Genomic DNA, 26595 nt, shown 5'->3' on the forward strand with positions numbered 1-26595 from the left:
CAAAATCAAAGGCCCAAAGCGCAAGGAGCGAATCCCAGAGATCGCGATGCGCTTTAGACCCTGCCCTTCGTCGCTCCCACGCCTATGGGGCGCAAGATCGGCACTCGCTGTCAAGTCCGGGGCGTATTGCGGATCGCTTAAATTCAATCCAGGATGGCTCCGAAGAGGAACGCATACTGAGCGGAGGATCGACAGTTGGCCTATCCGACACTGCCACCCGGTTCCATAGACCCGCCCGGGGCCCCGGGCATCGAGCCTCGCTGGACCTCGAGCGACAAGAGCGCGGTCGGCACTGCCGTTAGCACGGCGAGCAGCGTTTGGTTCACGGCGAGCCATGGCATCCTCAACGAGATCTACGCGCCGCGGCTCGATATGGCCTGCGTCCGTGATTTCGGCTTCATCGTGACGGCCGACGGCTATTTTTCCGAGGAGAAGCGCGATGCCGATCATCGCGTGCAGGCGATCGAGGATGGCGTTCCGGCTTTCCGCCTCGTCAATACCGCCCGCGACGGTCGCTATCGCATCACCAAGACCATATTTTCGGACCCAGAGCGTGAGGTGGTGCTGCAGAAAATCTACTTCCAGGCGCTCATCGGCAATCTCTCCGACTACCGACTGCATGCCCTCGTGGCGCCGCATCTGGTCAACGGCGGCGCGGACAACACTGGCTGGTACGGTGATTTCAAAGGCAGGCCGATGCTCTTCGCCGAGGGTTCCGGGCGGGTGCTCGCCGTCGCCGCCTCGGTGCCCTGGCTGGCGCGTTCCGTAGGCTATGTCGGCTTCTCCGACGGTTGGCAGACGTTGTCGCGCGGCCAAGGGCTGAAGGAGGAGTACCGCTACGCCGCATCCGGCAACATCGCGCTGTCGGGGACGCTCGACATCCAGGCGAACGAAGGGCGCGCGCTGATCGCCATCGGCTTCGGCACGCAGCCGGAAGAAGCTGCCTTCCGCGCTGTCCTCAGCTTGGAACAAGGCGTCGAGCCGGCGCTGAAACATTATCGCAGTGGCTGGCGAGAGTGGCAGGCCAGCCTGCTTGCCCTGGACGAACCCCACGACCCCAGCCAGCTAAACCGCTACCGCGTCAGTACCGGCGTGCTTGCCACTCACCGCGACGATGCCTCCGGCGCCATCATCGCCAGCCTGTCCATTCCGTGGGGTTTCAGCAAGAGCGACGACGACCTCGGCGGCTATCATCTGGTCTGGACGCGCGATCTCGTGGAAACGGCCGGCGGGCTGCTTGCCGCCGGCGCCAAGGCCGACGCGCGCTCCGTGCTCGACTATCTCTCGGCGATCCAAGAGGCGGATGGCCATTGGGTGCAGAATGCATGGCTCGATGGCCGGCCCTATTGGTACGGCATCCAGATGGACGAGACGGCCTTTCCCATCCTGCTCTACGACATGCTGCTGCGCGCCGGCGCGATCGACGCGTCGGAGAGCGGCCGGTACCTGCCGATGATCGAGGCGTCGGCCGCCTATATCGTCAGAAACGGCCCCGCCACCCAGCAGGATCGCTGGGAGGAGGATGCCGGCTACTCGCCGTTCACGCTCGCCGTCGAGATCGCCGGCTTGCTCGCGGCGGCCGATGCGGTGGAAGCTGCCGGCCGGCTGGCGGCGGCGCAATATCTGCGCGAGGTGGCCGACGGCTGGAACGAGCGCATTGAGGAATGGACCTATGCCACCGATACGGAACTATCGCGCAGCCTCGGCATCGAAGGCTATTACGTGCGCATCGCCTCGGTCACGGATGGCAGCTCGTCACTGAGGCGTGACTTCATCCCAATCCGCAATCGCGATGACGCGAGCGAAGTCTGGGAGGCGGACCTGCTTATCAGCCCGGACGCGCTGGCGCTGGTGCGCTTCGGCCTCAGGGCCGCCGACGATCCGCGCATCCTCGGCACCATCGCCGCGATCGATGCGGAATTGCGGCGCGACCTTCCCGCCGGACCCTACTGGTACCGCTACAATGACGACGGCTACGGCGAGCGCACCGGCGGCGCGCCCTTCGCCGGCAGCGGTGTCGGCCGGCTATGGCCGCTGCTGACGGGCGAGCGCGCACACTATGAGCTCGCCGCCGGGCGGCCGGATGAGGCGAAGCGGCTGCTGGCGGCACTGGAAGCCTCGGCAAGCGAAGGCGGGCTCCTGCCCGAGCAGATCTGGGACAGCAAAAACGTGCCCGAACGCGAGCTTTTTCTCGGTCGCCCCTCCGGCAGCGCTATGCCTCTGGTCTGGGCCCACGCGGAACACATCAAGCTGCTGCGCTCGATCCGTGACGGCGTAGTCTTCGATATGCCGCCCCAGACCTTCGCCCGATATGTCGGCGCCAAGCCGGCACCCGCGCCTTTCGCCTGGCGCTTGACGAACAAGCGCGCGCGTATGCCGGCAGGCCGCGCCCTGCGCATCGAACTGCCGGAACCAGCGCAAGTGCACTGGTCCACCGACGGCTGGTCCAGCTTCACCGACAGCCAATCTCACGCTACGGACTTCGGCATGCACATCTGCGACATACCGACGAAGGCGCTCGGCCCGGGCACGATCATCTTCACACTTTTCTGGACGGATACGCAGCGGTGGGAAGGCGCGGATTTCAAAATCGAAGTGGTTTGAGAGCGGCCCGGCGTGCGCAAAGCTGCGGCGCAATTGGCGAAGATGCTACCATTGAGGGATTGTGACCGACAGGACCGAGCCCGCCGGTCGTTGACAACTCATCGTTTTCCAGCCAGTTGAGGTCATCTCAATTTTCCCGACCGGTGTCCTCATGTTGCCTTTGCACTCCCTTGGCGAGCGCGTTGTCGTTGTCGGCCCTTCCAATGCGGGGAAATCGACGTTGGCGGTCGCCCTTGCTAAAAAGCTTGGTTTTCCGGCCGTGCATCTCGATCAACTTCATCATCTGCCCCATACGGATTGGCAGCCGCGCCCGGAAGCAGAGTTTGCCGCGCTTCACGATGCGGCAATTCTGGGAGAGCAGTGGGTTATGGAAGGCAACTACTCGCGCCTGATGCCGCAGCGTTTGGCCCGCGCTACCGGCGCTATTCTCATAACGTCCAATCACTGGCTACGCTTTTCCCGCTATCTCAAGCGCACGCTGATCAACCGCTCGGACCGCGCGGGACATCTCGAAGGTGCCCAGGACAGCATCAAATGGGAAATGATTCACTGGATTCTCGTGAAGACTCGCGACAACGGCGTCAAATATGCAAAAATTCTCCAGGAATCCGGTTTGCCAGTCGTCGAATGCCGCACAGCGGATGCGCTCAATAACCTCTATCGGGTTTGGGATTTGCCAGCGCGGCGATAATCCGCGCCATTTCATTTCGAGTGACTCATCGCAAATAGTTGTCATCGAAGCTACGCCATTGATCGGTATACGGGTAATTTTCGCCGTATTGTAGTGTCAAAGTGAAACAATAACGGCCATCACCGACGTATGCATCACCTCCCCAACCCCTTGAAATCTCCCCCCTATCCGGCCTCATTCCCGCTTCGCCCCAATATTGCCCCTTGCCTTTTGCCGCAAATCCTGTCACCCATACACCCGCTCGGGCATTTGCATGCCGGTGACTGGACTGATTTGGCAATGCCGACTGCGCGAGGCAGCCTACAGAGGTTTATCCTCTGCGTAGACGTTCTTTCCCCGTACGTGACTTCTCGACTGGTCTTTGCGTAGGGCAAAGGCTAAACCGCTCGGGGCAGCTCGGGCAGACATCAGACTGTAGGGAAAAGGACTATCCCAATGGCCACCAAGGGCATCGTAAAATTCTTCAACCAGGACAAGGGTTTTGGTTTCATCACCCCGGACGGCGGCGCTAAGGACGTTTTCGTTCACATCTCCGCTCTTCAGGCTTCTGGCATCCAGTCGCTGCGCGAAGGCCAGCAGGTCACCTTCGACACCGAGCCGGATCGCATGGGCAAGGGCCCGAAGGCTGTCAACATCAAGGCTTCCTAAGTCTTAGTTGATAAGCCGGATAAGGTTTCGAACGGCGCGGTGAAAACCGCGCCGTTTTGCGTTTGCAAGCAGAACAGGGCCACCCTCGTCCTTCGAGGCTACAGCCTACGGCTTCCGCGCCTCAGGATGAGGGTAGAGCAGGCTTCGTAATTGTTCCCAAGATCAATTTGCAATTGCCGCAAGACACAATCGATCAGTATAAGCGACCCCCGAAGGACGAGGGCGGGTTGGCATATTCCCAGGGCGCTAAGCGCTCACCCGTTCACCCTCGCCGGCAAAATCCACCGCTGCAAATGCCGCTGCAATCACCTCCGCCCCCGCCCCCGGCTTGTTGGCGTCGGTGGAGAGAATCTGACGGTAGCGGCGGGAGCCCGGTAGGCCGGTGAAGAGGCCGACCATGTGGCGGGCGACATGCTGCAGGCGGCCGCCATTGGCAATGTGGCGCTCCGTATAGGCCATCATCCGGTCGCGCAGGTCGTTCCAATCCGGCTCGACGGACGGTTCACCATAGAAGCGATGGTCGACATCAGCGAGGATAGCAGCGTTCTGATAGGCGGCGCGGCCGAGCATGACGCCGTCGACATGCGCAAGATGCGCTTCGGCCTGATCCAGCGTCTGGATGCCACCGTTGATGCCGATGAAAACATCCGGCCAGCGCTCTTTCATCCGGTAGACGATGTCATAATCCAGCGGCGGGATCTCGCGGTTTTCTTTCGGCGACAGGCCCTTCAGCCAGGCCTTGCGGGCATGGATCCAGATCGCATTGGCGCCGGCCTCGAGCACGCGGGTGATCAGCTCCGGCAACGCCAGCTCCGGCTCCTGCTCATCGACACCGATCCGGCATTTCACCGTCACGGGCGCCTTGGAAACCCTCTTCATCGCCGCAACGCATTCCGCCACCGTCTCCGGCGTCAGCATCAGGCAGGCGCCGAACGTACCGGACTGCACGCGATCCGAAGGACAGCCGACGTTCAGATTGATCTCGTCATAATCATAAGCCCCGGCAATCCGCACCGCTTCCGAAAGCTTGGCCGGATCGGAGCCGCCGACTTGCAGCGCCACGGGATGCTCGGAGGTATCATGTCCCAGCAGCCGGTCACGCGGCCCATGGATGATCGCATCCGCCACCACCATCTCGGTATAGAGCAGCGCATGCCGGCTGATCTGCCGATGCAGATACCGGCAATGCCGATCCGTCCAGTCGATCATCGGTGCGACGGCGAAAACGGGCTTGCGGCTATAGAGGATATCCGCCGGCACTCCGGGCTTTTCTGCCGATTTTGTCATGTCTTGTCTGCTCGCATTAACTTTGTTCTGGCCCGCTCCAATCGTCTATTGCCGCGTCTAAGCGACCTTAAGCGGCGCGCAGCAACAAAATGGGGCACGATGTCGAGAGGCGATATACAGCACAGATAGGAATAAAGCGAGACGGCGTCAAAGTTCAAACGCGGCAGCAAATCTTCGTCCCGCAATGTATCGCGCTGAGATGACCGGCAACGCCACTAGCGCATCAGGGCTTTGCCGCCACGGTTTTGGTCTTCGGCTTCAGCAGGGTGACAAGCAGCAGGCCGACGACGATGATCGCAGCGCCTTCGAGGTGATAGGACTGCAACTGTTCGCCGAGAATCAGGTAGGCGAGTATGGCGGTGAAGATTGTCTGGAGGTAGAGCATCATGCCGGCCCGGGCCGCACCCAGCGCCTCGACGCTCCGGTTGAAGAGGTAATAGGTCATGGCCCCGCCGGGGATCGCGACATAGGCGAGCGCGATCAGCCCGTTGCCGTTGAGCGTCGAGCGCTCGTCGGACGCAAGCTCCCAGAGATAGAACGGCAGCGCCGTAAGCACCGCGGCGCCAAGAAGCAGCACCAAAAGCGGAAGGCGCTCTATATCGAATTTCGCGCGGCGGAGCAGGACGGTATAGAGACTGAAGCAGAAAGAGCCGGCGACGATCCACAACTCCCCTGGATTGATATCGAGGCGCATCAATGCCGCCGGGCTGCCTTTGACGACGATGATCACGATGCCGAGGAAAGCGATGATCGATCCCGTCACCTGCCAGGTTCCCATCGGCTCGCCCAAAATCAGGCGGGCAAGGATCATCGTGAGAATGGGGATCAGAGCCATGATGATGCCGGCCGTCGTGGCATCCGCATGTTCGAGGCCGATGAAAAGCAGCCCCTGACAGATCGCAAGCCCGGTGCCGCCAATACAGAGCAATTCCAACGGACGAGCCCGCACAAGCGCAACCATGGCGCCAAAATGCCCGCGCACGATCGGCAGCAGGATGGCCCAGGCGATCAGCACGCGCCAGAAGCAGAGCGCCCAGGGCGGCATTTCGTGAGAGACCCATTTCGCGGCGATATAAACGCCGGACGACAGCACCCAGCAGAAGACGGCTACAGAATAGGCGGCTGCAAGCGAATTGCCCGACGCCTGTTCCGTCCTGACCTGATCGGTGTGGACCCCCAAGACATTTATAGCCATGGCCTAGTTATGCCACAGTTCCCATCACCTGCACAGATGAGCGAATCTAAGGCTTACGGCGGATATCCGGGCATCGCTTTCGAGAGTGCCGGTGAATACGGAAAACGCCTCCGCCCACGCTTTACACCAAAACGTTTCCATTGGTCGGTTTTCCCCTCCGCTCCATTGATGCTAGGCTGACACTGGAGTCGGAAGACAGCGTTCTTCTGGCAGCAGACGAATTTTGCGAAGAGATTGTCATGACCGAACAATTTGCCACCGTCATTCCCCTGCCCGCACCCGTCCTATTGCCGATCGAAGGCGAAACCGCATTCTTCCCCGTGCGCCGCGTCTATTGCGTCGGCCGCAACTATGCCGACCATGCGATTGAGATGGGCCACGACCCCAGCCGCGAACCGCCCTTCTTCTTCCAGAAGAACCCGGACAATCTGTTACCATCAGGCGATTTCCCCTATCCGCCGCTGTCGTCGGATGTGCATCATGAGGTCGAGCTGGTGATCGCGCTGAAAAGCGGCGGCGCCGACATTCCGGCCGAGAGGGCGCTGGACTGCATCTACGGCTATGCCGTCGGCATCGATTTCACTCGCCGCGACCGACAGGGCGAAGCCAAGAAGCTCGGTCGCCCTTGGGAAGTCGGCAAGGCCTTCGAACACTCCGCCTCCATTTCCCCTCTCGCCCCGGCAACTAAGGTCGGTCATCCCGACAAGGGTGGCATCTGGCTGATGCGCAACGGCGAGTCGGCGCAGAGGGGTGACCTCTCGCAGATGATCTGGAAGGTACCGGAAATCATCGCCGAGCTCTCGAAGCAGTTCACGCTGGCGCCTGGGGATGTCATCATGACCGGCACGCCGGCCGGCGTCGGACCGGTGGCGCGCGGCGACAGGATCACCTGCGCCGTCGATGGCGTCGCGACGCTGGTGCTGAACGTCATTTGATCGAGGAGAAGCGAGATGCCGCTCTATGCCCTTTCCGGCTTGGTGCCGAAGACGCCAGATCCCGGCCGCTATTGGATCGCGCCCGACGCAAGTGTGATCGGCAAGGTGGAGATCGGCGAGGATGTCGGCATCTGGTTCGGCGCAGTCCTGCGCGGCGACAATGAGCCAATCGTCGTCGGCAAAGGCACCAATATTCAGGAAGGGGCGATGGTGCATACCGATCCTGCCTTCCCGACCACGATCGGTGAAGGCTGCACGATCGGTCACCATGCCATCATCCACGGCTGCACCATCGGCGACAATTCGCTGATCGGCATGGGCGCGACCGTGTTGAACGGCGCAAAGATCGGCAAGAATTGTCTGGTCGGCGCCAACGCGCTGGTGACAGAGGGCAAGGAATTTCCCGACGGCTCTTTGATCGTCGGCGCTCCCGCAAAGGCAATCCGCACACTGGACGAGGCTGCCATCGAAGGCCTGCGCCGTTCGGCCCGCAACTATGTCGCCAATTGGCAGCGTTTTGCCCGCGACCTCAAGAGGCTGGATTAGGCGGCATTTTTCAAAAGTGCGCGCGGCTTTAGAATCGCGCCACGCCGACATTCAAGCGGCACAGCTCGCGCAATGACCGCGAATCTCGATGGTCGACTTCTCGGCCTTGAACTTCTGCGATTTCAGCCAGTCCATCAGCCGGTGATCCACTTCATGATCGTGGAATTCGATCACCTGGCCGCAGCTTTCGCAGATGGCGAAGGCGACGAGGCCGTGGCTATGGCAATTCTCATCCGGATGGGCACAGGCAACGAAGGAGTTGATGCTCTCAAGGCGATGGACGACGCCATATTCCAAGAGCTTGTCCAGCGCCCGGTAGACCTGCAGCGGTGCGCGGAAACCATGGTCGCGCAGCTTGTCGAGAATGGTATAGGCGCTGAGGGGCGCCTCCGCCTTGGTCAGGACATCGAAAACGAGCGACTGGTTCTTGGTCAGTATCGGAGTGGTCATGATCCCTGTCCTCCTTGTTGCGCCGCCGGCGCGCCGGCCCTACGGGCAAGGGGCAGCAGACTGATGATAAACAGAACGAGCGCCGCCACTACGATCGACGGGCCGGAGGGCGTATCGTAACGCAGCGAGCCAAACAGTCCGCCGACGACGGCAACAGCCCCAATCAGCGATGCGAAAACCGCCATCATCTCCGGCGTCGCAGCAAAGCGGCGTGCCGTGGCGGCCGGGATGATCAGCAGCGCGGTGATCAGCAGGATGCCGACGATCTTCATGGCAATGGCGATAACGACGGCCATCAGCAGCATGAAAAACAGCTTCGCCCGCTCCGGCTGCAATCCCTCCGCCTCGGCCAGCTCCGGATTGACGGTGGAGGCGAGCAGCGGCCGCCAAAGCCAGGCAATGGCCGCCAGCACCAGAATGCCGCCGCCCCAGATCAGGGCAATATCCGAACGATTGACGGCAAGAATGTCGCCGAACAGGAAAGCAATGAGGTCGATTCTTACCCAGCTCATGAAAGCGACGATCACCAGGCCGATCGCCAGCGTTGCATGCGACAGAATGCCGAGCAAGGCGTCCGCCGACAGCGCCTGACGGCGCTGCAGGAACAGGAGCAGGATCGAAACGGCCGCAGCGACAGCGAAAACGGAGAGCGTCAGATTGAGCTGGAAGAGCAATGACAGCGCCACGCCGAGCAATGCCGAATGTGAGATCGTATCGCCGAAATAGGCCATGCGCCGCCAGATGATGAAGCAGCCGAGCGGCCCGGTGGTCAGCGCCAGCCCGACGCCCGCGATGACGGCGCGCAGGAAGAAATCGTCAAACATGGCGTTCTCCTGCGGCATTATGATCATGATCGTGGTGGGCATGATCATGGTCGTGATGATCGTGATGGCCATGACCGTGATGACTGTCATCGGCACGGCAATCATCGGTGATCGAGCCGTCGGCATGCTGCACACGGCCATCAGGCAGATGCGTATGGTCGTGATGATGGCTGTAGATCGCCAGCGATTGCGCCGCCCGTGTGCCGAACAGCCTGACATATTCCGGGCTCTGGGTGACCGCCTGCGGCGTACCGCGGCAGCAGACATGACCATTGAGGCAAACAACGGTGTCGGTCGCGGCCATGACGACATGCAGATCATGCGAGATCAGCAGAATGCCGCAACCTTCGGAATTGCGGATCGATTTGATGAGATCGTAAAGCGCAATCTCGCCACTGAAATCGACGCCTTGTACCGGCTCGTCCAGCACCAGCAGGTCCGGCTTGCGGGCAATCGCACGCGCCAGCAAGGCCCGCTGGAATTCACCGCCGGAGAGATGCTGTACCTCAGCCTTGGCGAGATGGGCGATCCCAACCGCCTCCAAAGCCGCCTTCAACTCCGCTTCCGGCAAGGGTCCGGTCAATGTCATCAAACGATGCACGCTCAGCGGAAGCGTCCAGTCGATGGCAAGCTTCTGCGGGACGTAACCGACCTTGAGCCCGGCGATGCGATCGACGCTGCCCTCATCCGGCTTCAACACGCCGATGGCGGTCTTGGCACTGGTGGATTTGCCGGAACCGTTCGGGCCGATCAGGGTGACGATTTCGCCGCGGCTCACCGAAAAATCGACGCCGCGCACCAGCCAACGGCCACCACGGCGGACGCCGACATCATGGAGCGACACGAGGGGCCGGCTCTTATTGTCCACGGAAGAAAGCATGAAATTTCCATTTGCGCTGTTGCGTCCTGCTATCGCACACGTTATAGCATAACGCAATTGATGTAATAACATAACAGAACCCATTCAAGGGCAATATCGCATGATCCTGCCAAAGACCCTTCTCCCCCTCGCCGGTTCCTTATTAATCTCTGGGCTCTTCGCCGCCCCGGCATTCGCGGGCGATCCGCCGGAAGTGGTGGTATCGATCAAGCCGGTTCATTCCCTCGTCGCCGCAATCATGCAAGGCGTCGGCACGCCGGATTTGATTGTCGAAGGCGCGGCTTCGCCGCACACCTATGCGCTGAAGCCTTCGAATGCGCGGGCGCTGGAAGGCGCCAAAGTGGTCTTCTGGGTCGGTCCGGGTATGGAGGCTTTCCTGGAAAAGCCGCTCTCGGCGCTCGGCTCGAACGCTCTCGTGGTCGAACTCGACAAGGCGCCTGGCATCACTAAACTGAAATTCCGCCAGGGCGGCGCTTTCGAAGCGGATGACGACGGCGACGAACCGGCAGCGACCGCAGGTGATACACACGATCACGGCGCGTTCGATACGCATCTCTGGCTCGATCCGCACAATGCCAAGGCAATGACGGCCGAGATCACCACCACATTGGTCGCGGCCGATCCCGCCAATGCGTTAACCTACGAGGCGAACCAGAAGGCGCTGGACGACAAGCTGGACGCGCTCGACTCGGAAATCGCCTCGACCATCGCGCCAGTAAAGAACAAGCCCTTCATCGTCTTCCACGATGCCTATCAATATTTCGAGCGCCGCTACGGCGTGCATGTCGCGGGCTCGATCACGGTCAGCCCGGAAAGCATCCCCGGCGCGGAGCGGGTGGCGGAAATCCACGGCAAGGTCGCCGATCTCGGCGCAACCTGCGTCTTCGCCGAGCCGCAATTCGAACCAAAGCTGGTCAATGTCGTCATCGAGGGCACATCCGCCAAATCGGGCGTGCTCGATCCGGAAGCGGCGACGCTGACGCAAGGACCGGATCTCTATTTCGACCTGATGCGCAGCATCGCCAACTCCCTGAAGACCTGCCTCTCCTGAGTGAGCAAGACATCGAAGAGAGAGCGAGCTGTTGCTTGCGCTTTCACTGCTTTCGATGAACCGGAAAAGACAAACGAATTACGCCCGCACAGTGCGGGCGTTATCGAAAAATTGTCGTCTGGAAACAAAACGGCCGATCAGGCCACCAGCATGTTCGCCGGAACGACGCTGACTTCATGCACCACCACCAGCGCGCCGATTACTTCGCCTCTCGACTTGGTGGCGCGTAGCGGCGTCATTCGGCAGTGCAAGGTCTTGTTGGCCTCCTTCGGACGATAGGCCGGGTAGAGGCAATCGACCGTCTCGCCGGCAAAGCAGGCATCCAGCTTGGTCTTAAAGGTGCTTTCAAACAATTCGGAACCGGTGAATTCTGCAATATGCCGGCCGACCAGCTCGATCGGCTTTGACCCCAGAAATTCGGAATTGGCCGCGTTGCTATAGAGATAGCGATAGTCGCGCGTAATCACCGCGACACGGTCCGGCAGACTGTCGAGGATGACATCGTTCAGAACATTGTCCTCGTCGAAGCCGGCGACCTCGGCTTCGTGCTGGTTCTTTCCTGTGGAAAATGCCATCAGCACCTCCGCCGCGGCCTCGCTGGCGCCGCCGAAATAGCGATCGATCAGTGACGATAGCGACGCGGAATTGCGCATTACTCGTGAGCGGTCATCCGATTCCTCGCGGATGAGATTGCTCATAAATTGCAATTGCATATACATTTCGAGAAGGCTGGTGGCTTTATAAGCCAGGATCGCTGTAACGAGCGGCTCCAACTCGCGATCGAGCGAACCGACAAGTTCATCGTCACCCAGCTTGATCGCCCTTTGAATCTGGGTGCATTTCATGGAGAAGGCATGAAAGAGTGCCAGCAAATTGCCCTCCTGTCCTTGCCCATGGTTCAGCTTCGGGCCTCATTCCCGACGCTACCATAAACAAGGATATTCAGCCTGGCGCCCGCTATCTCACCAAGCTTTCTTGCAAATGCAATAACATGACTTACCCTCACATTCAATCCGGGTGAAATGAAGTTCTCGGTAAAGGCGAATTTTTCGAAAGGCAGGACTTACCGAAGGTCTAATTTTGAGCCTAAGAGGGCTTAAGATGGTTCATTCTGCTACGAATTGTTTTATTTAAGTAATTACTTAGAAAAGAGTCTTTTTGATATTCCAGCGGTCGTGATACCACAGCCATTGCTCGGGATATTCCCTCACCCAGCTCTCTACCTTGTCGTTCAGAAGCTGCGCCGTCGCAGGCAGATCCAGATTACCGCGAGCATCGCGCGGCATCTCCAGTCTCGGTTCGATCTCCAGCCGATAGCGATTATCGGGCAGCCGTATGCAACGAGCCGGATAAACTTCGCAATTAAACTGACGAACCAGCTTCGGCAGCAGCGGATTGGTTTTGACGTCGCGACCGAAGAACAGCGTCTTCAGTCCCTTTCGGAACTTCTGATCGACCAGCACGCCAACCCCGCCGCCGGCTTCCAATTGCCTGGCCAAGGTGAAAGACGATCCCGCATGCGAGGGCACGAGATTGCCCATGCGCTTGGCACGAAAGTCAAAAACCTTGTCTGCCACATAGGGGTTATTCGGCGGACGGAAGAGCACGGTGACCTTCAGCCCGAAGGCAGCGCCTGCAACCGGCAGCAATTCGAAATTTGCCGTATGTCCGGTAAAGACGATGAACGGCCGCGGATTGTCCCTGAGGTCGAGGAAGATCGGGATGCCGGATACCTCGATACGGCCCGGCTTCTCGCTGAACGGATCGAAATCGAATAGCCGGTCGAGGAAGACATACTCCGCCGCCAGCCTTCCCATATTGCCCCAGCTCGCCAGGGCAATCTCCGCGATCTCCGCCTCGCTCTTCTCAGGAAAAGCGTTGCGCAGATTGGTCAGCATCAGCTTGTGCCGGGTCGTGTGCGGCCCGATTTTCCGGGTCAGCCAGTCGGCGAAGTTGATGCCGCCATCGGCGGGGAACAGCTTCAGGAAATTTAGGAAGCCGAAGATGATCTGCGCAATCAGCCATTGGCGGAAATGCCTGACGGCAAGCACGATCCGGGTGAGGACGAGCTTCACGCCGCTCAATCCATCTTGAGGATGATCTTGCCGAAGATCTGGCGCGATTCCATTCGCTCCAGCGCCCGGTCGATATCGCCAAAGCTCACTTCAGTGTCGATGACCGGATATACCAGCCCGCGCGCCATCTTCTGCATGGCGTTCGCCATGTTCTCCATGCGGCAGCCGAAGGAGCCGAGCAGCTTTAGCTGCTGCTGGAACAGCATCATCAGGTTCATGTCGGTGGAGACGCCCGAGGTCGAGCCGCAGGTGACGAGACGCCCGCCACGCTTCATGCACAGCATCGAGCCGGCCCAGGTATCCTTGCCGACATGTTCGAAGACGACGTCGACGCCCTTCTTCTTCGTCAGCTTGCGCACCACGCCTTCAAAACGGTCGGTGCGATAGTTGATGACGTGATCGGCGCCGAGCGCCTTGGCCTTCTCGATCTTGTCGTCGGAACCGACGGTGGTGATGACGGTGCAGCCGATCTTCTTGGCAAGCTGGATTGCCGCCGTGCCGATGCCGGAGCCGCCGGCGTGGACAAGAATCGTCTCGCCGGGCTCCAGCTTGGCATTGTCGAACAGCATATGCTCGACTGTGCCGAAGGTGACGGGTGCCAAAGCAGCGCCAATCGCATCGACGCCGGGAGGCGCCGGAACCAGCAGACGCGCCGGCAGGTTGACCTTCTCCTGCGCGAAGCCATCGAGATGGAAGCCATGCACGCCGCCGACATGTTCGCAGAGATTGTCGCGGCCTTCGCGGCAGTGGCGGCAGAGACCGCAGGTGCGGGCACCGTAGATCGACACGAGCTGGCCGGGCAGTACGTTGGCAACACCCGGTCCGATCGCCTCGACGATACCGGCCGCTTCCGCGCCGATCACCAGCGGCATCTTGCGCTTGGCAAACGCCATCCCACGCCAGCCCCATACGTCGATATGGTTGAGGGCGACTGCCTTCACGCGCAGGGTAACCTCACCCGCGCCCGGAGCTTCAGGCTCCGGTAGATCGGTGATCTCAAGTTTGCGGTCGTCGATCAATTGCAAAGCGCGCATGGCAAAATCCCCCGCCTCTCGGGCGCAGTAATGTCTTTTTGTTCAAAGGTCCGATTAAGCCGGTTCAAGCGCCATGACAAGGCTGGCGTTCTGTCCGCCGAACCCGAAGGAGTTCGAAAGAATGGCGCCCACCTGCTTTTCGCGCTTCTTGTTCGGCACGACGTCGAGAATGATCGACGGATCGGGATTGTTGTAATTGATGGTCGGCGGCAGCGTGCCGGTCAGCATGGTCTGCAGCGAGAACACCGCTTCGACCGCGCCGGCGGCCGTCAACGTATGGCCGATCATCGACTTGTTCGACGAGACCGGAATGGACGGAAGCCGCTCGCCGAAGACGGCGGACATGGATCCGTACTCCATCTTGTCGTTTTCCGGCGTCGACGTGCCGTGCGCGTTGATATAGCCGATATCGGTTTCAGCCATTCCCGCATCGGCAAGAGCAGCTCGGATCGTCGCGATCGCCGGGCCGCCGTCCGGCGACGAGCGGGTGCGATGGAAGGAATCCGCCTTGTCGCCGGCGCCCTTCATGATGCCAAGGATCTTGGCGCCGCGGGCAACAGCAGATTCCAGCGATTCCAACACCAGCGTTGCAGCACCTTCCGCGATAACGAAGCCGTCGCGGTCCTTGCTGAACGGCTTGGACGCCTTGGTCGGCGGGTCATTCTGCGTCGACAATGCCGAAAGCAGTGAAAAGCGGATCAGCGCTTCGGCACTGAGCGAACCATCCGTCGCGACTGTCAGCGCCCGCGTGGTGCGACCCTGGCGGATTGCCTCGATGCCGAGCTGGATCGCGGTAACGCCCGATGCACAGGCGGTCGACAGGGTCACCGGCAGGCCGCGTGTACCGAAACGGTCGGCAAGACGCTCTGAAATGGCGCCGAACAGGGCTGCCTCGTGGAAAGCCGGATCGGGACGCTCACGCATTGCCGCGAGGAAGCGCTCATAGGCATCTGCCGGATGATCGGCCGGCGGCGAGCGGTCGGCCAGCTCGAAGCGTGCGCTCCATTCCGGCTCGATCGGCGGTGCGGCGAGGAAAAGCGGCGCGTTGAAATCACCCGAAATGCCTGCCTGGGCGAGCGCCTCGATCGTGGTCTCACGAGCGAAGGCATAGGAGCGCTCGACCGCGTTCGGTACCGGAATATCGATGAAATCCACGGTGCCGGCAATGCGCGTCGAAAGGCCGTCGGTCGGGAAGCGGGTGATCCCGTGGATGCCGGACGTGCCCGAGGAAAGCGCATTCCAATTGTCCTGCAGCCCTTGGCCGAGCGACGTGATGATGCCCATGCCGGTAACGGCGACAATCGGGCGGCCGAGATGATCCTTGTAGGCGGATGCGGTCATGATCCTAACTCCTCACGCTTCGGCGGAAAGTACGGCGACGCCTTCACCGCGTACATGCCCAACGGTCGTGACGACCGCTTTCTGCGCGCCGGCAGTCATCGGCTTTTCATGCGTGGCATCGAAAGGCGGTACTTTGGCCTTGTTGGCGACCGCCAGAGCGGCAAAGGCGAGCCCAAGCGGAAACTGGCTTTCAAGCCCGTGGCCGGAAACCCCGGCATAGCCCCGAATGGCCGATCCGGGCAACTGCGCTTCCAGAACGGCCTTCTCGCGCGTCGCGAGATCTGGGATCGCAGTCGTGCCGCAGAAGACGACCGTGCTGTCTCCTTGCGCGTCCTTGGCGGGCGCGAGCAAGTGCTCCAACCGGGCCTCGAACTTGCCGCTATCGCGGCTGCCGCGATCGCCTTCGATGGCGTCGATGGTTGCGTAGATGCGCGCGCCACGGCCTTCGGCATGCGCGCGCGATTCGAGCACGAGGAAAGCGCTGAGCGAACCCATGATCATACCGCCGCCGTCTTCAGGCTTGCGGGACCAAAGCGGATGCCAGTCGCCGATCGCATGCGCGTTCACTGATTCGATCAGCAGTATCATGTCCTGACGCTCAGCCGAAAACGCACCGCCGACCAATGCATGGCTCGATTCGCCCGACCTGATGCGATGGAAAGCAGTTTCAATGGCCGAGATGCCGGAAGCCTCCTCGCCCATGAAGGTGCGCGACGAACCCGTGACCTTGTGGACGATGGAGATATTGCCAGCGAGCAGATTGGAAAGCTGGGCGAGGAACAGCGTCGGACGCAGCTCGGTCGTCAGCTTCTCGTTCAGAAGCAATTCGCGGTCGTTGCGCTTCAGACCTTCGTTGACGATCAATGTATCGACATTGATGTCGCGCTCGCCGCCGCCAGCCGCAACGATCATGTCCATGCTGCCGCAAGCGTCCAGATCGTCCTTGAAGCCGGCATCATCCAGCGCAAGGCCGGCGGTGAAGACGCCGATGCGTTGCCAGTTTTCCATCTGGCGCTGATCACCACGCTTTGGGATCTGCTGCGACCAGTCAATCTCCGGCAGCGGATGCACGGGATAGGGTTTGAATTTCTCGGTCTCGACGATGGTCGGCGGCACCTTGTCCGATGTCAGCAGGGCGACATGCGCATCCTTGCCGACACCCTGACAGGTGACGATGCCGATACCCGTGATCACCACATCATTCTGAGCCTTGCTCATTCATCAATCCTCTTAGAATGCGGCGCCATGCAAGCCGGAAACGTCAGCCATTGGCGGCGATAGCGTCGAGAAGCCCGACCTCGCCTGCCCGCTTGCGCACGATGTCGGCGAGCGGCACCTCATTAAACGGCATGGTGCGCAGCTTCAACTGCGCATCGCAGATCTTCTTGCCGGCAATCGTGATCCGCGCCTTTGTCACCGCAAAGCCCGAGCCGTCATGCTCCAGTTCCGCCTCGATGTCGAGCTTTGCTTCTGGCTCGACGAAGGTACGCATCTTGGCGCCGTCGACCGACATCAGGAACGGCATATAGGCGAATTTCGTTGCCGCGAGCACCAGCATGCCCGACGCCTGCGCCATGGTCTCGATCAGAAGGACGCCGGGAACGAGCGGCATGCCCGGAAAGTGACCTTCGAAAACGGGGCTCTTGGCCGGAACGACCGAATGCGCCTTCAAAAGGCCCTTGGTGAGATCGACCGACTCGACCCGGTCAATCATCTGGAAATATTCCAGCAGCATTAACGCCTCCGATCCGACCCGGTGACGCGGTTTGGCCCGGGCAGGATACGATAGTTAAGAATGAAACCGCCCGGCCGCCATATTTCAAGGGCGGCTGGGCGTCAAAAAAAGCAAGGACGTTGCTCAGCCCTTGGCGGCGCGCAATTCGTCGATCTTGGCACAGAGGTTCTTGAGGACGAAATATTCCTCGGTCGAGACCTTGCCCTCGTTGACTTCCTGCGTCCACTGTTCCAGCGGAATCTTGATGCCGAATTCCTTGTCGATGGCGAAGACGATGTCCAGGAAGTCGAGGCTGTCGATGCCGAGGTCGTCGATCGTGTGGCTCTCTGGCGTGATCGTTTCACGGTCGATTTCGCTTGTCTCAGCGATGATGTCGGCAACTTTGTCGAATGTAGCAGTCACGCCCATACCTCTTGAAATGATAATTCAACCCTCCTCATAGGGAAATCCATTCCAAAAGCCAATGGTTTCCACCCGAGACCCCGGTAATTTGGCGAAGCACTGTTGCCTAAACAGCAAAGATACTTCCGGTGCGCAATTGCCGGAACAGCGGCCGGCATGCGAGCAAGATACGGCAGCATTGCGGCTTAGTGGCAAAGCCAAGCAAATTAGTTGCAGTCTCAGCCAGATCGCGGGTGCAATGAGCAAACCGTGGTCACTGGTTGATGATAATGCGCGTGTTGCTCAGCCCCACCTGCGATGCCATCGAGAAGAAGGTCGCGGCGTTTCGCGGTTCCAGACGGACACAGCCATGCGACGCCGGCCGGCCGAGATGCTTCAGCTCATAGGTGCCGTGCACCGCGTAGCCGCCGTTGAAGAAGACCGCATAGGGCATCGGCGCATTGTCGTATTTCTTCGAGCGATGATCGCGCGACAACCACTTCGCAGTATAGGAGCCGGTAGGGGTTACATAACCTCTGCGGGCCGTTGATACTTTCCAGCGATACTTGAAAACGCCGTCTTCGGAAACGGTCATCGTCTGCGACCGAAGATCAACACTGGCGAGAACAGTTCCAGCCTGCGCTGTTGTAACATGAAACTGCATGCATAGACATGCGGCAGCGGCCGCCGTTATTCGCTTCATTTCGCCCCTCCACCGTTTGCTTCTTTTTGAAACAATTCCGATGGAGGGAATAACTACCAGCTCTCTGATTATACTAAATTAATACAGATAGTGACCAATTCGTTAACGCAAGCGTGGCCAATCACAACAACAACAGGAATGCCGCGAAGGCGATAAGCGTCAGCATCGTGCATGCCGAATAGAAGATCGAGATGCCGCTGTCGACATCGCTGACGGTGGCGATATCGCGGCCGGAACCATTGATCATCGGTTCGCGCACGACCTCGCCGCCGTAGACGCGCGGCCCGGCAAGCTGAATATCCAAAGCGCCTGCCATCGCCGCCTCCGGCCGGCCGGAATTCGGCGAGCGGTGCAGCCCGCCATCACGAACCGCAACGCGGATCGTATTGCCGAGTGCCGAAATCCCCTTCTTGGCAAGCGCACCGGCGGCAATGAACAGGATCGACAGCCGCGCGGCCGGCCAGTTGGCGATGTCGTCCAGCCGGGCCGCAGCCCAGCCGAAATCGATATAGGTCTCGGATTTATGGCCGATCATCGAATCGGCCGTATTCAGCATCTTGTAGAGAAACAGGCCCGGCAGGCCGAACACGGCATACCAGAGCGCCGGCGCCACCACGCCGTCGGAAAAATTCTCGGCAAGGCTCTCGATCGCGGCGCGGCAAACGCCGGGTTCGTCCAGCGTTTCGGGATCACGACCGACAATGCGCGATACGGCGCGGCGTCCACCGTCGAGCCCCTCGCTACGCAACGCCTTCGATACCTCGCCGACATGATCGGCCAGGCTCTTCTGTGCCAGGAAGATCGCCACAAGGCCTGCTTCGGCCAGGATGCCGAGCCAGCCGAAGAAGGCGAGCAGCCCGTGCACGGCGAGGCCGGCTATGACCGCGCCGAAAAGCAGCGCGACAATCGACATCACGCCATTGCGGCGTCGCACCAGACCAGGCAGGCCCTTGATGTTGAAATGACCGTCGAAAAAGGAAATCGCCTTGCCGAACAGCGCGACGGGATGCGGCATGCGCTGCCATAGCCAGTCCGGATCGCCGATGAGGCGGTCCAACAGCAATGCCAGAACGAGGATGAGCAGATGTTCGTCGATCGTCATATCGAATAAGCCTCGAGCGCCCCGGCAAGCCTGCGATCGGTCACCTCGCCTGGGGCAAGACCAAAGCGCAGCCAATTCGGCGCATAGTCGAACTTGCGGACAAGAATATGATGGCGGCAGAGATGCGTATATATGTCGCTTGCGCGATCATCGGCAACCAGCGCGAACAGCCCCGTGCCGCCGGCGACCTGAAGCCTGGCTTGGCGAAGGACCGCATCCAGCGCCGATCTGCGATCGAGAATGCGGTTGCGGATGGAGGTTGTGTCACCGGTCATCAACGAGGCGGCCAATGAAAGCGCCGGTCCGGAAACGGCCCACGGGCCGAGCCAATCCTCGAAACGCTCCAGGATCGAGGATTGCGCGATAACGAAACCGAGGCGCAGACCAGCCAACCCGAAGAATTTGCCGAAGGAACGGAAAATGATGAGATTCGGCATGGAGGAAGCATAAGGCGCCAGGCTGCTTTCCGGCTCCATGTCCCCAAATGCTTCGTCGACCACCAGCATGCCGCCGCGCGGCTGCAGCCGGTCGTGCAATTCCCGTAGCCGGTCGACGGACAGAGTTCGGCCATCCGGATTGTTGGGATTGACGACGATGACCAGCTTCTGTTCGGGAGTGAGATCATCGATCCCCGTAATCTTGCAGACGGGCAGACCCGCCAGCGCAAAGGCGCGGGCATATTCCCCATAAGTTGGCGACAGGATGGCCACACCGCTTGCCGATGCAAGTCGCGGCAGTAGCTGAATCACCGACTGCGTACCTGGGACAGGCAACGGCAGGATATCCCCGCTGCGATAATAGACTCTCGCCGCCGCCCTCGCCTGTTCCACCAGATGCTGATCCGGCAGCCGATGCCAGGCCGAAACGGAAATTTCCGGCAAGGCAACAGGATTGGGGTTGATGCCGGTCGATAGGTCGAGCCAGTCCTCCGGTTGCCCGCCGTAAAGACGAGCCGCCGCAGTGATGCCGCCGCCGTGTAAGATCCTGTTCGTCATGCGGCGTCACCGGCAAGATCGATCAGGTGCATATAGGAACCGGCGACATTGCCGCGCTGCAGCCCGGCCGTACCAAGATCGTCCCCCAGCGCGTCTTTGACAGCGAACAGCCGATCCGCCGTACCTTCCGAGACAATGGTCGAATAATGGAATTCATGCGCCGTCATCGGTCGGTCGAAGAAAGAACCGTCAAGCGGCACCACGCGCCGGTAGCCGAGATGCCGCTGGCGCTTTTCATAGCTGGTGACGACAGGCAGCAGCCCGAGCATCTCATGACGCATGCCGGTAGCATCCACCAATCCTTCGCCAAGCACCATGTAGCCACCGCATTCGCCATAGATTCGCGCACCCCGCGCTGCGGCTGCCTTCATTGCCCCTTGAAAGCGGGATGCGGTCGCGAGCCTGCCCGCATGCAATTCCGGATAGCCGCCGGGCAAATAGATGGCGTCGGCATCATCAGCCGGCGCTTCATCGGCAAGCGGCGAGAAAAACGAAATCTCCGCCCCGCGCCGGCGCCAGCCGAGCAGCATATGCTCGTAGCAGAAGGCAAAAGCGATATCGCGCGCCACGGCGATGCGCTGCCCAAACGGCATCAGCCGGGCAATGTTGGCGGCCGATGGCCGAACGAGATTCTGGTGTGCGGCGCGCAGCAGCAGCCCGAAATCGCATGCCTTGGAGACCGTATCCGCCGCGTGCTCGATGAACGCCTCCAGGCCTGCATGTTCTCCCGCCTGCACGAGCCCGAGATGCCGCTCTGGCAAGGTCAGTCCCTTGTCGCCGCGAATGACGGCGGCTACGGGAATGCGCACGGCTTCCAAGGCGCGGCGCAGCATCGCTTCATGCCGGTCGCTGCCGACGCGGTTAAGGACGACGCCGGCGATACGGACATCGGCCCGGAAATTGGCAAAGCCGCTGACGAGCGCAGCAATCGACTGCGACATCCGCGAGGCGTCGACCACGAACACGACGGAGAGCCCAAGGAAAGCGGCGAGATCGGCCGGTGTGCCCGAGCCATCCGCCGCCCCGTCGAACAATCCCATCATCGCTTCGATGACCAGCATCCGCCCGCCGCCACGATGAAGCGCCGAATTGGCCGAAATCAATTCGCGGCGCATGGCCCAGGGATCGAAATTGAGGCAGGGCGAACCGCTGGCGGCCGCAAGGAAGGCGGGGTCGATATAGTCGGGACCGGCTTTGCCCGGAGCCACCGCAATCCCCCTTTTCCGCAGCGCTCGCAGGAGGCCGAGCGTGACCGTGGTCTTGCCCGAACCCGAGGCTGGCGCGGCGATCAGCAAGCCGCTCATGCCGGCACCTTATGACCGGTTCCCGCCCGCACCTCCGTCTCCGGCAGGAGCTTGCGGCCGGATAGAGCGCCCAGCCAGTCGAGGGAAGGCCGCAGCTTGACCACATTGCCGACCACGACGATTGCCGGCGGCTCCAGGCCGGAAGCGGCGACATCGGCTTCGGCTTGCCCGAGCGTCGTCTCCAACACCTGCTGCGCCGGCGTCGCGGCATTGCAAACGAAGGCGACGGGCTCGTCGGCCGAACGGCCAGCGGCAACGAGATTGGCGCTGATCTGCGCGATATGCTTCATCGCCATATACATGACAATGACGGGCGAGCCCTTGCCGATCGCTTCCCAATTGATCCCGTCCGGGACGACGCCTGAGGAATCGTGGCCTGTTAGGAAAGTGACGGCATGATTGACGTCGCGGTGGGTTACGGGAATGCCAGCATAGGCGAGACCGCCGATGCCGGCGGTAATACCCGGCACGATGCGGAACGGGATCCCGTGTTCGACCAGCATTAGCGCTTCTTCGCCACCACGCCCGAATACGAAGGGATCGCCGCCCTTCAGCCGCAACACGCGCTTGCCCGCACGGGCCAGCTCGACAAGACGCAGGGAAATGTCCCGCTGCTTGGCAGACGGCTTGCCACCGCGTTTGCCCGCATATTCCAGTATCGCACCGGGATGGGCGAGTTTCAGGCAGTCCTCGTTGACGAGCGCGTCGTGGACGATGATGTCGGCCTCCGCCAGTCCCTTGGCCGCCAGCAGGGTCAAAAGCCCGGGATCACCCGGCCCGGCGCCAACAAGCCAGACGGAGCCCGGCTCCAGCGCCGGCAGATTGGAAAATGCGGTATCGTTCATCCCACCTGTCCTATGCCCGGATGGGCAAAATTGCAATCTTGGGAATGGGATAAGACCGCTCCGGCTCGACTCTCATTTCCCTCGTGGAATGATAGGATAAATCGGGTCTCAGCAGCGGCGATGCTGCGCTATTCGCTTTTCCCAAGACGACGAAGACACCGGAAAGAAGCCAATGTGTCGCTTGAAATCTCTGACTCGAACTGTCAGGGCGTCGGCACAACGATCTGATAATATTATAAAATAAAAAATCTTGCGAATAAGACGCTTTCGGAGAGGGCAGCACAGCCGTCCTCTCCCTCTGTCCTCAGCGGTTCACTTGCCGAGAATCACATCGCGGATCAGATCGATCACCGCTTGTGAACGGATGCCGGTGCAAACGATCTGGCTCGGCAGATTGTCCCATTCGTTCGGCGGAAAATGGCGCCCGTTCGGTTTGACGATCGTCTGGCCGTCGGCAATGCCGCCGCAGACGACACGTACAGAACCTTCGATCGTATCGAACAGCTCCGGCGCCACGACATAGACGCAGGCGCAGCTATCATGCACCATCATGCCGTCGTCGACCGCATGGCTGTAGAAATCGATATAGGATTGAGACAGGTCGGCCAGCAACTGCACGGACGGCCCCCCCGCCTTTGCCATGTCGGCGAGATAGCTGCGGCTCATCGTCGTGATCGCGGTCACGTCGAGGCCGACGACTACGACCTTCCAGGCTGCTGTCATGACGGCATCGGCGGCTTCCGGGTCGCCGTGAATATTGGCTTCCGCCACCGGCGTGACGTTGCCCGGAACATAGAAATTGCCGCCCATGATGACGACGTCTTTCACCAGCTTGGCGATCTCCGGATCATGCTTCAGGGCCATCGCCAGATTGGTCATTCGGCCGACGGCGACAAGGGTCACCTCGCCCGGATTGGCGCGGACTGTATCGATGATGAATTGATGCGCCGGACGCGGATCGGTCGCCAGATCGATCGTTTCAGGCACCTCGATATCGCCGAGACCATTATGCCCATGCACGAAGGTAGGCCAATCCCGCTCCTTTCGCGACGGATCGAACGTGACGCTGGCGCCGCGGGCGACCGGGCACGGAATGTTCCATTCGCGCTTCAGAAACAGCGCGTTGCGCGTCGTCGTGTCGACGGAAGCATTGCCGAACACGGTGGTGATGCCGAGAAGATCGATATCCGGATGGCGATGCAGGAAGAGAAGCGCCATGGCGTCGTCGACGCCAGGGTCCGTGTCGTAAATGACCTTGTGCATGATTTTTCCTTGTTATCCTTTTGACCAGCTTGATCTTGTCCAAAGGCTGCGCCGCAGTTTTTGGGGATCATGCTCCGAAATCACCGGGGCGCACGAGAGCCGTGCTCAGCGAAATGCCTCACCATAGCCGCAGACGCCATTTCTGCAATATCGGATACAATCTCGTGCGAATTCGCCACAGATTGCGGCAAATCGATGCCAATCAGCCGAAAATTCAGCCGATTTTCGCAATTGCGGCGGTAGCAAAATCGGATTTGATTTTCGGAAGAACAAGCTCCGCAACGGGTCCGGCCGCCGCCAGTGCGGCCGCCTCGGCGACACCGTGGCAGCCCACACGCGCAAAGACGAGTTCGGACGGGTTCTTCAGACGAGGCGTCTCGCGCTCCAGGGTGGCCGCGTCGAAAAAATGCAGCGGCAATTGAAGATGAGCGGCCGTTTCTACGATTGCGGGCTCGTTGCTTCGCGTATCGATGGAGGCGATCGCGACGACTTGAGCGACCTCTATCCCACCCTCCCGCAAGGCCCGTTCGGCAAGCAGGCGCACATCGTTCCAGTCCGTACCGCGCTCGCAGCCGAGACCGAGGATGTAGCGGCGGGTGAAAGGATCAAGAGTCGTCATGGGGCCTCAGCGACGGCGGTTATGATTGGGCATAGTCTCCTTTGTCGCGCCTTCGTGTCCATCCCCCTGCCCGTCAATTTCGCCCGGTGTGTCCCTATAGCAATTGCCCTGACGTGTTTGCAGTGCCAGAAGACGTCTCAACTTCACGCCGTCGAGTTCCCCGCCCTTGCAAGACATCACCCTTCACCTGCTGCTTCTGCTCTTCGCCGCTTCCTTCTTTGCCGGTTTTGTCGATTCCATTGCCGGCGGGGGCGGACTTATCACCGTACCAGCCATGCTGCTTGCCGGCATTCCGCCATTGCAGACGCTCGGCACCAACAAGGTGCAATCGATCTTCGGTGCCGCCTCGGCGACTATTGCCTATGCCCGCCAGGGTCATGTGCGGCTTCGCACGCAATTGCCGATGGCGCTAATGGCTGTCATCGGTGGCATGCTGGGCGCTGCGCTGGCGACGATCATGCCCGGCGATGTCCTGCGCATCATCTTGCCGTTCCTGTTGATCGCCATCGCGCTTTATTTCGCCTTCAAGCCCAATCTCAACGATATCGAAAAACACGGCCGCATGAGCGCAACGCTCTTCGGGTTCACCTTCGTGCCGCTGATCGGCTTCTATGACGGCGCCTTCGGCCCTGGCACCGGCTCGTTCTTCATGCTCGCTTTCGTCACGCTCGTCGGCTTCGGCATGCTGAAAGCGACGGCTCATACGAAGCTTTTGAATTTCGGCTCAAACCTCGGCAGCTTGATCGTCTTCATCTTCTCCGGCGTCATCCTCTGGAAGGTCGGCCTCACCATGGGTCTCGGCCAGTTCCTCGGCGCTCAGGCCGGCTCACGACTCGCCATGCGCATCGGCGCAAGGCTGATCAAGCCCCTGCTGGTCATCGTCTGCATCGCCTTCGCCATCAAGCTCCTGGCCGACCCGACCAATCCTGTTCGCGTCTGGCTGGGGTTCTAGTATCAGGCGGCTTTGAGGCGCTTACTGGCCCAACACGAACTCCCCGACTTGCATCGCCACGCCATTCACCATTGCATCGATCCGATGGAGACCAGGATAATGTTTGCGCGTCGTCAGGTCATCCAGGCGCAATGCCTTGGAGAATTGTGCCGTTTCACCGGGCGCCAAGGATACTGATGTCAGCTTGAAGACCTTTGGCCTTGCCATGCCGTTTGCCTTGACGAAGTGCACGGCAAAATCGACGAGCAGAGACTGCGCAGCTTCTCCCTCGTTGACGAGGGAAAAGCCGATGCGGACGATGTCACCCATCTGCGCCTTCGCCGGCATTATCTCCGCACTGCCGACGCGAATGCCTTCGGCGGCGGAATAACCCATGGCCCCGATCGCATCGGCCTCGCCGCGCTTGACGGCAGAGCGCAGCGCATGACGGATGAGGCGCTGACGCTCCCCAGGCGCATCAATGCTCCAGCGGCGCACCGTCTCTATGAGAAGGCCGGGATGATCCTTACCGATGTCGTTGAGATTGTTGGCGACGGAGCGGCGGACATAAAGCTCCGGATCATCCTTTAGCAACTCCAATAGCTCAAGCACCGGCGCCGGATCAGCCTGAAAGGCGCGGAGCCGTTGTGCCCATGGAAGACGTGGCCGCGTACCTTCCGACACCAGCCGCCGGACGTGCACATTGGCGTCGCTGGCCCACATACGCAGCCGCTCCAACGTCTCCTCCTGCCTCTTGTCGAGGAAGGTGCGGACCGAGAATTCAGCGGTAAAGCGCTTCGTCAGCTCATATTGCGCCCGCATGGACGGCTCGAAGTGATCGATGCCGTTGTCGGCAACGAAGATCGTGTGTGGCAGATAAAGAAACGGCGTCATGCCGAAATTGTCGCTGCCATTCATTTCCGGACCCAGCGAGCGAACGAGAATATCGATCGCCTCAGGATAATCTCCCGGCAAAAACACCTTGAGCGTGCGCGCTATCGCTCGCCCACGATCCATCAGTTCCAGCGGCTCGTATCCACCAAGCGTCGCCGCAACGAAGCCTTTCCGGTCGAATGCCGGATGCACCGCACCGATCATTTCGGCGATACGGGCCGGCACCTCGGCACCGAAGCGATCCTTCAGGCGTTCAGCCATG

At 60.6% G+C, this 26595-nt stretch carries 27 protein-coding genes; 7 read left to right on the plus strand and 20 right to left on the minus strand.

What is annotated here, in order from left to right; all coding sequences use genetic code 11:
- Window positions 1-195: 195 nt before the first annotated feature.
- From ACXHXG_RS07685 to ACXHXG_RS07695, 3 genes are all read left to right on the plus strand, one after another.
- A complete protein-coding gene (locus ACXHXG_RS07685) occupies window positions 196-2604 on the plus strand; it encodes a glucan 1,4-alpha-glucosidase (protein ID WP_457898936.1) in 2409 nt (802 codons plus the stop codon).
- Window positions 2605-2755: 151 nt separating this feature from the next.
- Entirely contained in the window at window positions 2756-3295 is a 540-nt protein-coding gene (locus tag ACXHXG_RS07690) for a P-loop NTPase family protein (protein ID WP_457898937.1), read from the plus strand.
- Window positions 3296-3730: 435 nt separating this feature from the next.
- On the plus strand, window positions 3731-3943 hold the full coding sequence (locus ACXHXG_RS07695; protein WP_028752932.1) for a cold-shock protein: 213 nt from the start codon (window positions 3731-3733) through the stop codon (window positions 3941-3943).
- Between the two features lie 246 nt (window positions 3944-4189).
- Here ACXHXG_RS07695 and dusA read toward each other — a convergent pair whose 3' ends face one another.
- Together dusA and ACXHXG_RS07705 are read right to left on the minus strand one after the other, a co-directional pair.
- Window positions 4190-5230: a tRNA dihydrouridine(20/20a) synthase DusA gene (dusA, locus tag ACXHXG_RS07700; RefSeq protein WP_457898938.1), complete on the minus strand. Its 1041-nt coding sequence runs from the start codon at window positions 5228-5230 to the stop codon at window positions 4190-4192.
- A 223-nt stretch (window positions 5231-5453) separates the two neighbouring features.
- Window positions 5454-6425: a DMT family transporter gene (locus tag ACXHXG_RS07705; protein WP_457898939.1), complete on the minus strand. Its 972-nt coding sequence runs from the start codon at window positions 6423-6425 to the stop codon at window positions 5454-5456.
- 239 nt (window positions 6426-6664) lie between these two features.
- Here ACXHXG_RS07705 and ACXHXG_RS07710 point away from each other — a divergent pair, with 239 nt between their 5' ends.
- Window positions 6665-7360, plus strand: coding sequence for a fumarylacetoacetate hydrolase family protein (locus tag ACXHXG_RS07710; RefSeq protein WP_457898940.1), 696 nt, complete (start codon window positions 6665-6667; stop codon window positions 7358-7360).
- A 15-nt stretch (window positions 7361-7375) separates the two neighbouring features.
- Entirely contained in the window at window positions 7376-7906 is a 531-nt protein-coding gene (locus tag ACXHXG_RS07715; protein ID WP_104823358.1) for a gamma carbonic anhydrase family protein, read from the plus strand.
- 51 nt (window positions 7907-7957) lie between these two features.
- On the opposite strand, the gene ACXHXG_RS07720 is transcribed toward ACXHXG_RS07715, so the two are convergent.
- From ACXHXG_RS07720 to ACXHXG_RS07730, 3 genes are read right to left on the minus strand one after another with little or no spacing between them, the layout of a single operon-like run.
- A complete protein-coding gene (locus ACXHXG_RS07720) occupies window positions 7958-8356 on the minus strand; it encodes a Fur family transcriptional regulator (protein ID WP_104823359.1) in 399 nt (132 codons plus the stop codon).
- The gene (gene znuB / locus ACXHXG_RS07725) at window positions 8353-9180 is read right to left on the minus strand and encodes a zinc ABC transporter permease subunit ZnuB (protein WP_104823360.1); all 828 of its coding nucleotides are present in this window, start codon (window positions 9178-9180) and stop codon (window positions 8353-8355) included. Before znuB ends, ACXHXG_RS07720 begins: the two co-directional genes overlap by 4 nt.
- Window positions 9173-10060 (minus strand): ATP-binding cassette domain-containing protein, encoded by an 888-nt coding sequence (locus ACXHXG_RS07730; RefSeq protein ID WP_457898941.1) that lies wholly within the window; start codon window positions 10058-10060, stop codon window positions 9173-9175. Before ACXHXG_RS07730 ends, znuB begins: the two co-directional genes overlap by 8 nt.
- A gap of 100 nt (window positions 10061-10160) precedes the next feature.
- Here ACXHXG_RS07730 and ACXHXG_RS07735 point away from each other — a divergent pair, with 100 nt between their 5' ends.
- The gene (locus ACXHXG_RS07735) at window positions 10161-11111 is read left to right on the plus strand and encodes a zinc ABC transporter substrate-binding protein (RefSeq protein WP_457898942.1); all 951 of its coding nucleotides are present in this window, start codon (window positions 10161-10163) and stop codon (window positions 11109-11111) included.
- 137 nt (window positions 11112-11248) lie between these two features.
- Here ACXHXG_RS07735 and ACXHXG_RS07740 read toward each other — a convergent pair whose 3' ends face one another.
- The 14 genes from ACXHXG_RS07740 to ACXHXG_RS07805 all read right to left on the minus strand — a co-directional run bounded on the left by ACXHXG_RS07740 (window position 11249) and on the right by ACXHXG_RS07805 (window position 24508).
- The gene (locus ACXHXG_RS07740) at window positions 11249-11983 is read right to left on the minus strand and encodes a PAS domain-containing protein (RefSeq protein WP_104823363.1); all 735 of its coding nucleotides are present in this window, start codon (window positions 11981-11983) and stop codon (window positions 11249-11251) included.
- A 270-nt stretch (window positions 11984-12253) separates the two neighbouring features.
- Window positions 12254-13186, minus strand: coding sequence for a lipid A biosynthesis lauroyl acyltransferase (locus ACXHXG_RS07745; RefSeq protein WP_457898943.1), 933 nt, complete (start codon window positions 13184-13186; stop codon window positions 12254-12256).
- 5 nt (window positions 13187-13191) lie between these two features.
- Complete coding sequence (locus ACXHXG_RS07750; RefSeq protein ID WP_457898944.1) at window positions 13192-14220, minus strand: zinc-binding dehydrogenase; 1029 nt, start codon at window positions 14218-14220, stop codon at window positions 13192-13194.
- Window positions 14221-14274: 54 nt separating this feature from the next.
- Window positions 14275-15561 carry a beta-ketoacyl-ACP synthase gene (locus ACXHXG_RS07755; protein WP_457898945.1) on the minus strand — a complete coding sequence of 429 codons (1287 nt, stop codon included), beginning with the start codon at window positions 15559-15561 and terminating at the stop codon, window positions 14275-14277.
- A 12-nt stretch (window positions 15562-15573) separates the two neighbouring features.
- On the minus strand, window positions 15574-16779 hold the full coding sequence (locus ACXHXG_RS07760) for a beta-ketoacyl-ACP synthase (RefSeq protein WP_104823366.1): 1206 nt from the start codon (window positions 16777-16779) through the stop codon (window positions 15574-15576).
- Window positions 16780-16822: 43 nt separating this feature from the next.
- Window positions 16823-17296, minus strand: coding sequence for a 3-hydroxyacyl-ACP dehydratase FabZ family protein (locus ACXHXG_RS07765; RefSeq protein WP_104823367.1), 474 nt, complete (start codon window positions 17294-17296; stop codon window positions 16823-16825).
- Between the two features lie 123 nt (window positions 17297-17419).
- Window positions 17420-17704, minus strand: a complete 285-nt coding sequence (locus ACXHXG_RS07770; protein WP_003495848.1) for an acyl carrier protein — start codon at window positions 17702-17704, stop codon at window positions 17420-17422.
- A gap of 247 nt (window positions 17705-17951) precedes the next feature.
- Complete coding sequence (locus ACXHXG_RS07775) at window positions 17952-18380, minus strand: L,D-transpeptidase (RefSeq protein ID WP_104823368.1); 429 nt, start codon at window positions 18378-18380, stop codon at window positions 17952-17954.
- 121 nt (window positions 18381-18501) lie between these two features.
- The gene (cbiB, locus tag ACXHXG_RS07780; RefSeq protein WP_104823369.1) at window positions 18502-19482 is read right to left on the minus strand and encodes an adenosylcobinamide-phosphate synthase CbiB; all 981 of its coding nucleotides are present in this window, start codon (window positions 19480-19482) and stop codon (window positions 18502-18504) included.
- Window positions 19479-20477 carry a threonine-phosphate decarboxylase CobD gene (cobD, locus tag ACXHXG_RS07785; protein ID WP_457898946.1) on the minus strand — a complete coding sequence of 333 codons (999 nt, stop codon included), beginning with the start codon at window positions 20475-20477 and terminating at the stop codon, window positions 19479-19481. The genes cbiB and cobD overlap by 4 nt, the downstream gene beginning before the upstream one ends.
- Entirely contained in the window at window positions 20474-21781 is a 1308-nt protein-coding gene (locus tag ACXHXG_RS07790) for a cobyrinic acid a,c-diamide synthase CobB (RefSeq protein WP_457898947.1), read from the minus strand. Before ACXHXG_RS07790 ends, cobD begins: the two co-directional genes overlap by 4 nt.
- Window positions 21778-22626 (minus strand): uroporphyrinogen-III C-methyltransferase, encoded by an 849-nt coding sequence (gene cobA / locus ACXHXG_RS07795; RefSeq protein ID WP_457898948.1) that lies wholly within the window; start codon window positions 22624-22626, stop codon window positions 21778-21780. The genes ACXHXG_RS07790 and cobA overlap by 4 nt, the downstream gene beginning before the upstream one ends.
- A 312-nt stretch (window positions 22627-22938) precedes the next feature.
- Complete coding sequence (locus ACXHXG_RS07800) at window positions 22939-23889, minus strand: nucleoside hydrolase (RefSeq protein WP_457898949.1); 951 nt, start codon at window positions 23887-23889, stop codon at window positions 22939-22941.
- A gap of 214 nt (window positions 23890-24103) precedes the next feature.
- Entirely contained in the window at window positions 24104-24508 is a 405-nt protein-coding gene (locus ACXHXG_RS07805) for a cobalamin biosynthesis protein (protein ID WP_104823374.1), read from the minus strand.
- Window positions 24509-24674: 166 nt separating this feature from the next.
- Between ACXHXG_RS07805 and ACXHXG_RS07810 the strand changes: the two genes are divergently transcribed.
- Window positions 24675-25460: a TSUP family transporter gene (locus ACXHXG_RS07810; protein ID WP_457898950.1), complete on the plus strand. Its 786-nt coding sequence runs from the start codon at window positions 24675-24677 to the stop codon at window positions 25458-25460.
- 21 nt (window positions 25461-25481) lie between these two features.
- Here the strand turns inward: ACXHXG_RS07810 and ACXHXG_RS07815 are convergent, their stop codons facing one another.
- On the minus strand, window positions 25482-26594 hold the full coding sequence (locus tag ACXHXG_RS07815; RefSeq protein WP_457898951.1) for a DNA alkylation repair protein: 1113 nt from the start codon (window positions 26592-26594) through the stop codon (window positions 25482-25484).
- Between the last annotated feature and the right edge of the window lies 1 nt (window position 26595).

This window comes from Rhizobium sp. LEGMi-198b, from assembly GCF_054114205.1.

Bases quoted from the DNA above. Each gene is read 5' to 3' on its own strand.
- ACXHXG_RS07690 (WP_457898937.1), top strand. From the start codon at position 2,756: ATGTTGCCTTTGCACTCCCTTGGCGAGCGCGTTGTCGTTGTCGGCCCT.
- ACXHXG_RS07695 (WP_028752932.1), top strand. From the start codon at position 3,731: ATGGCCACCAAGGGCATCGTAAAATTCTTCAACCAGGACAAGGGTTTT.
- dusA (WP_457898938.1), bottom strand. From the start codon at position 5,230: ATGACAAAATCGGCAGAAAAGCCCGGAGTGCCGGCGGATATCCTCTAT.
- ACXHXG_RS07705 (WP_457898939.1), bottom strand. From the start codon at position 6,425: ATGGCTATAAATGTCTTGGGGGTCCACACCGATCAGGTCAGGACGGAA.
- ACXHXG_RS07710 (WP_457898940.1), top strand. From the start codon at position 6,665: ATGACCGAACAATTTGCCACCGTCATTCCCCTGCCCGCACCCGTCCTA.
- ACXHXG_RS07715 (WP_104823358.1), top strand. From the start codon at position 7,376: ATGCCGCTCTATGCCCTTTCCGGCTTGGTGCCGAAGACGCCAGATCCC.
- ACXHXG_RS07720 (WP_104823359.1), bottom strand. From the start codon at position 8,356: ATGACCACTCCGATACTGACCAAGAACCAGTCGCTCGTTTTCGATGTC.
- znuB (WP_104823360.1), bottom strand. From the start codon at position 9,180: ATGTTTGACGATTTCTTCCTGCGCGCCGTCATCGCGGGCGTCGGGCTG.
- ACXHXG_RS07730 (WP_457898941.1), bottom strand. From the start codon at position 10,060: ATGCTTTCTTCCGTGGACAATAAGAGCCGGCCCCTCGTGTCGCTCCAT.
- ACXHXG_RS07735 (WP_457898942.1), top strand. From the start codon at position 10,161: ATGATCCTGCCAAAGACCCTTCTCCCCCTCGCCGGTTCCTTATTAATC.
- ACXHXG_RS07750 (WP_457898944.1), bottom strand. From the start codon at position 14,220: ATGCGCGCTTTGCAATTGATCGACGACCGCAAACTTGAGATCACCGAT.
- ACXHXG_RS07755 (WP_457898945.1), bottom strand. From the start codon at position 15,561: ATGACCGCATCCGCCTACAAGGATCATCTCGGCCGCCCGATTGTCGCC.
- ACXHXG_RS07760 (WP_104823366.1), bottom strand. From the start codon at position 16,779: ATGAGCAAGGCTCAGAATGATGTGGTGATCACGGGTATCGGCATCGTC.
- ACXHXG_RS07765 (WP_104823367.1), bottom strand. From the start codon at position 17,296: ATGCTGCTGGAATATTTCCAGATGATTGACCGGGTCGAGTCGGTCGAT.
- ACXHXG_RS07770 (WP_003495848.1), bottom strand. From the start codon at position 17,704: ATGGGCGTGACTGCTACATTCGACAAAGTTGCCGACATCATCGCTGAG.
- ACXHXG_RS07775 (WP_104823368.1), bottom strand. From the start codon at position 18,380: ATGAAGCGAATAACGGCGGCCGCTGCCGCATGTCTATGCATGCAGTTT.
- cbiB (WP_104823369.1), bottom strand. From the start codon at position 19,482: ATGACGATCGACGAACATCTGCTCATCCTCGTTCTGGCATTGCTGTTG.
- cobD (WP_457898946.1), bottom strand. From the start codon at position 20,477: ATGACGAACAGGATCTTACACGGCGGCGGCATCACTGCGGCGGCTCGT.
- ACXHXG_RS07790 (WP_457898947.1), bottom strand. From the start codon at position 21,781: ATGAGCGGCTTGCTGATCGCCGCGCCAGCCTCGGGTTCGGGCAAGACC.
- cobA (WP_457898948.1), bottom strand. From the start codon at position 22,626: ATGAACGATACCGCATTTTCCAATCTGCCGGCGCTGGAGCCGGGCTCC.
- ACXHXG_RS07800 (WP_457898949.1), bottom strand. From the start codon at position 23,889: ATGCACAAGGTCATTTACGACACGGACCCTGGCGTCGACGACGCCATG.
- ACXHXG_RS07805 (WP_104823374.1), bottom strand. From the start codon at position 24,508: ATGACGACTCTTGATCCTTTCACCCGCCGCTACATCCTCGGTCTCGGC.
- ACXHXG_RS07815 (WP_457898951.1), bottom strand. From the start codon at position 26,594: ATGGCTGAACGCCTGAAGGATCGCTTCGGTGCCGAGGTGCCGGCCCGT.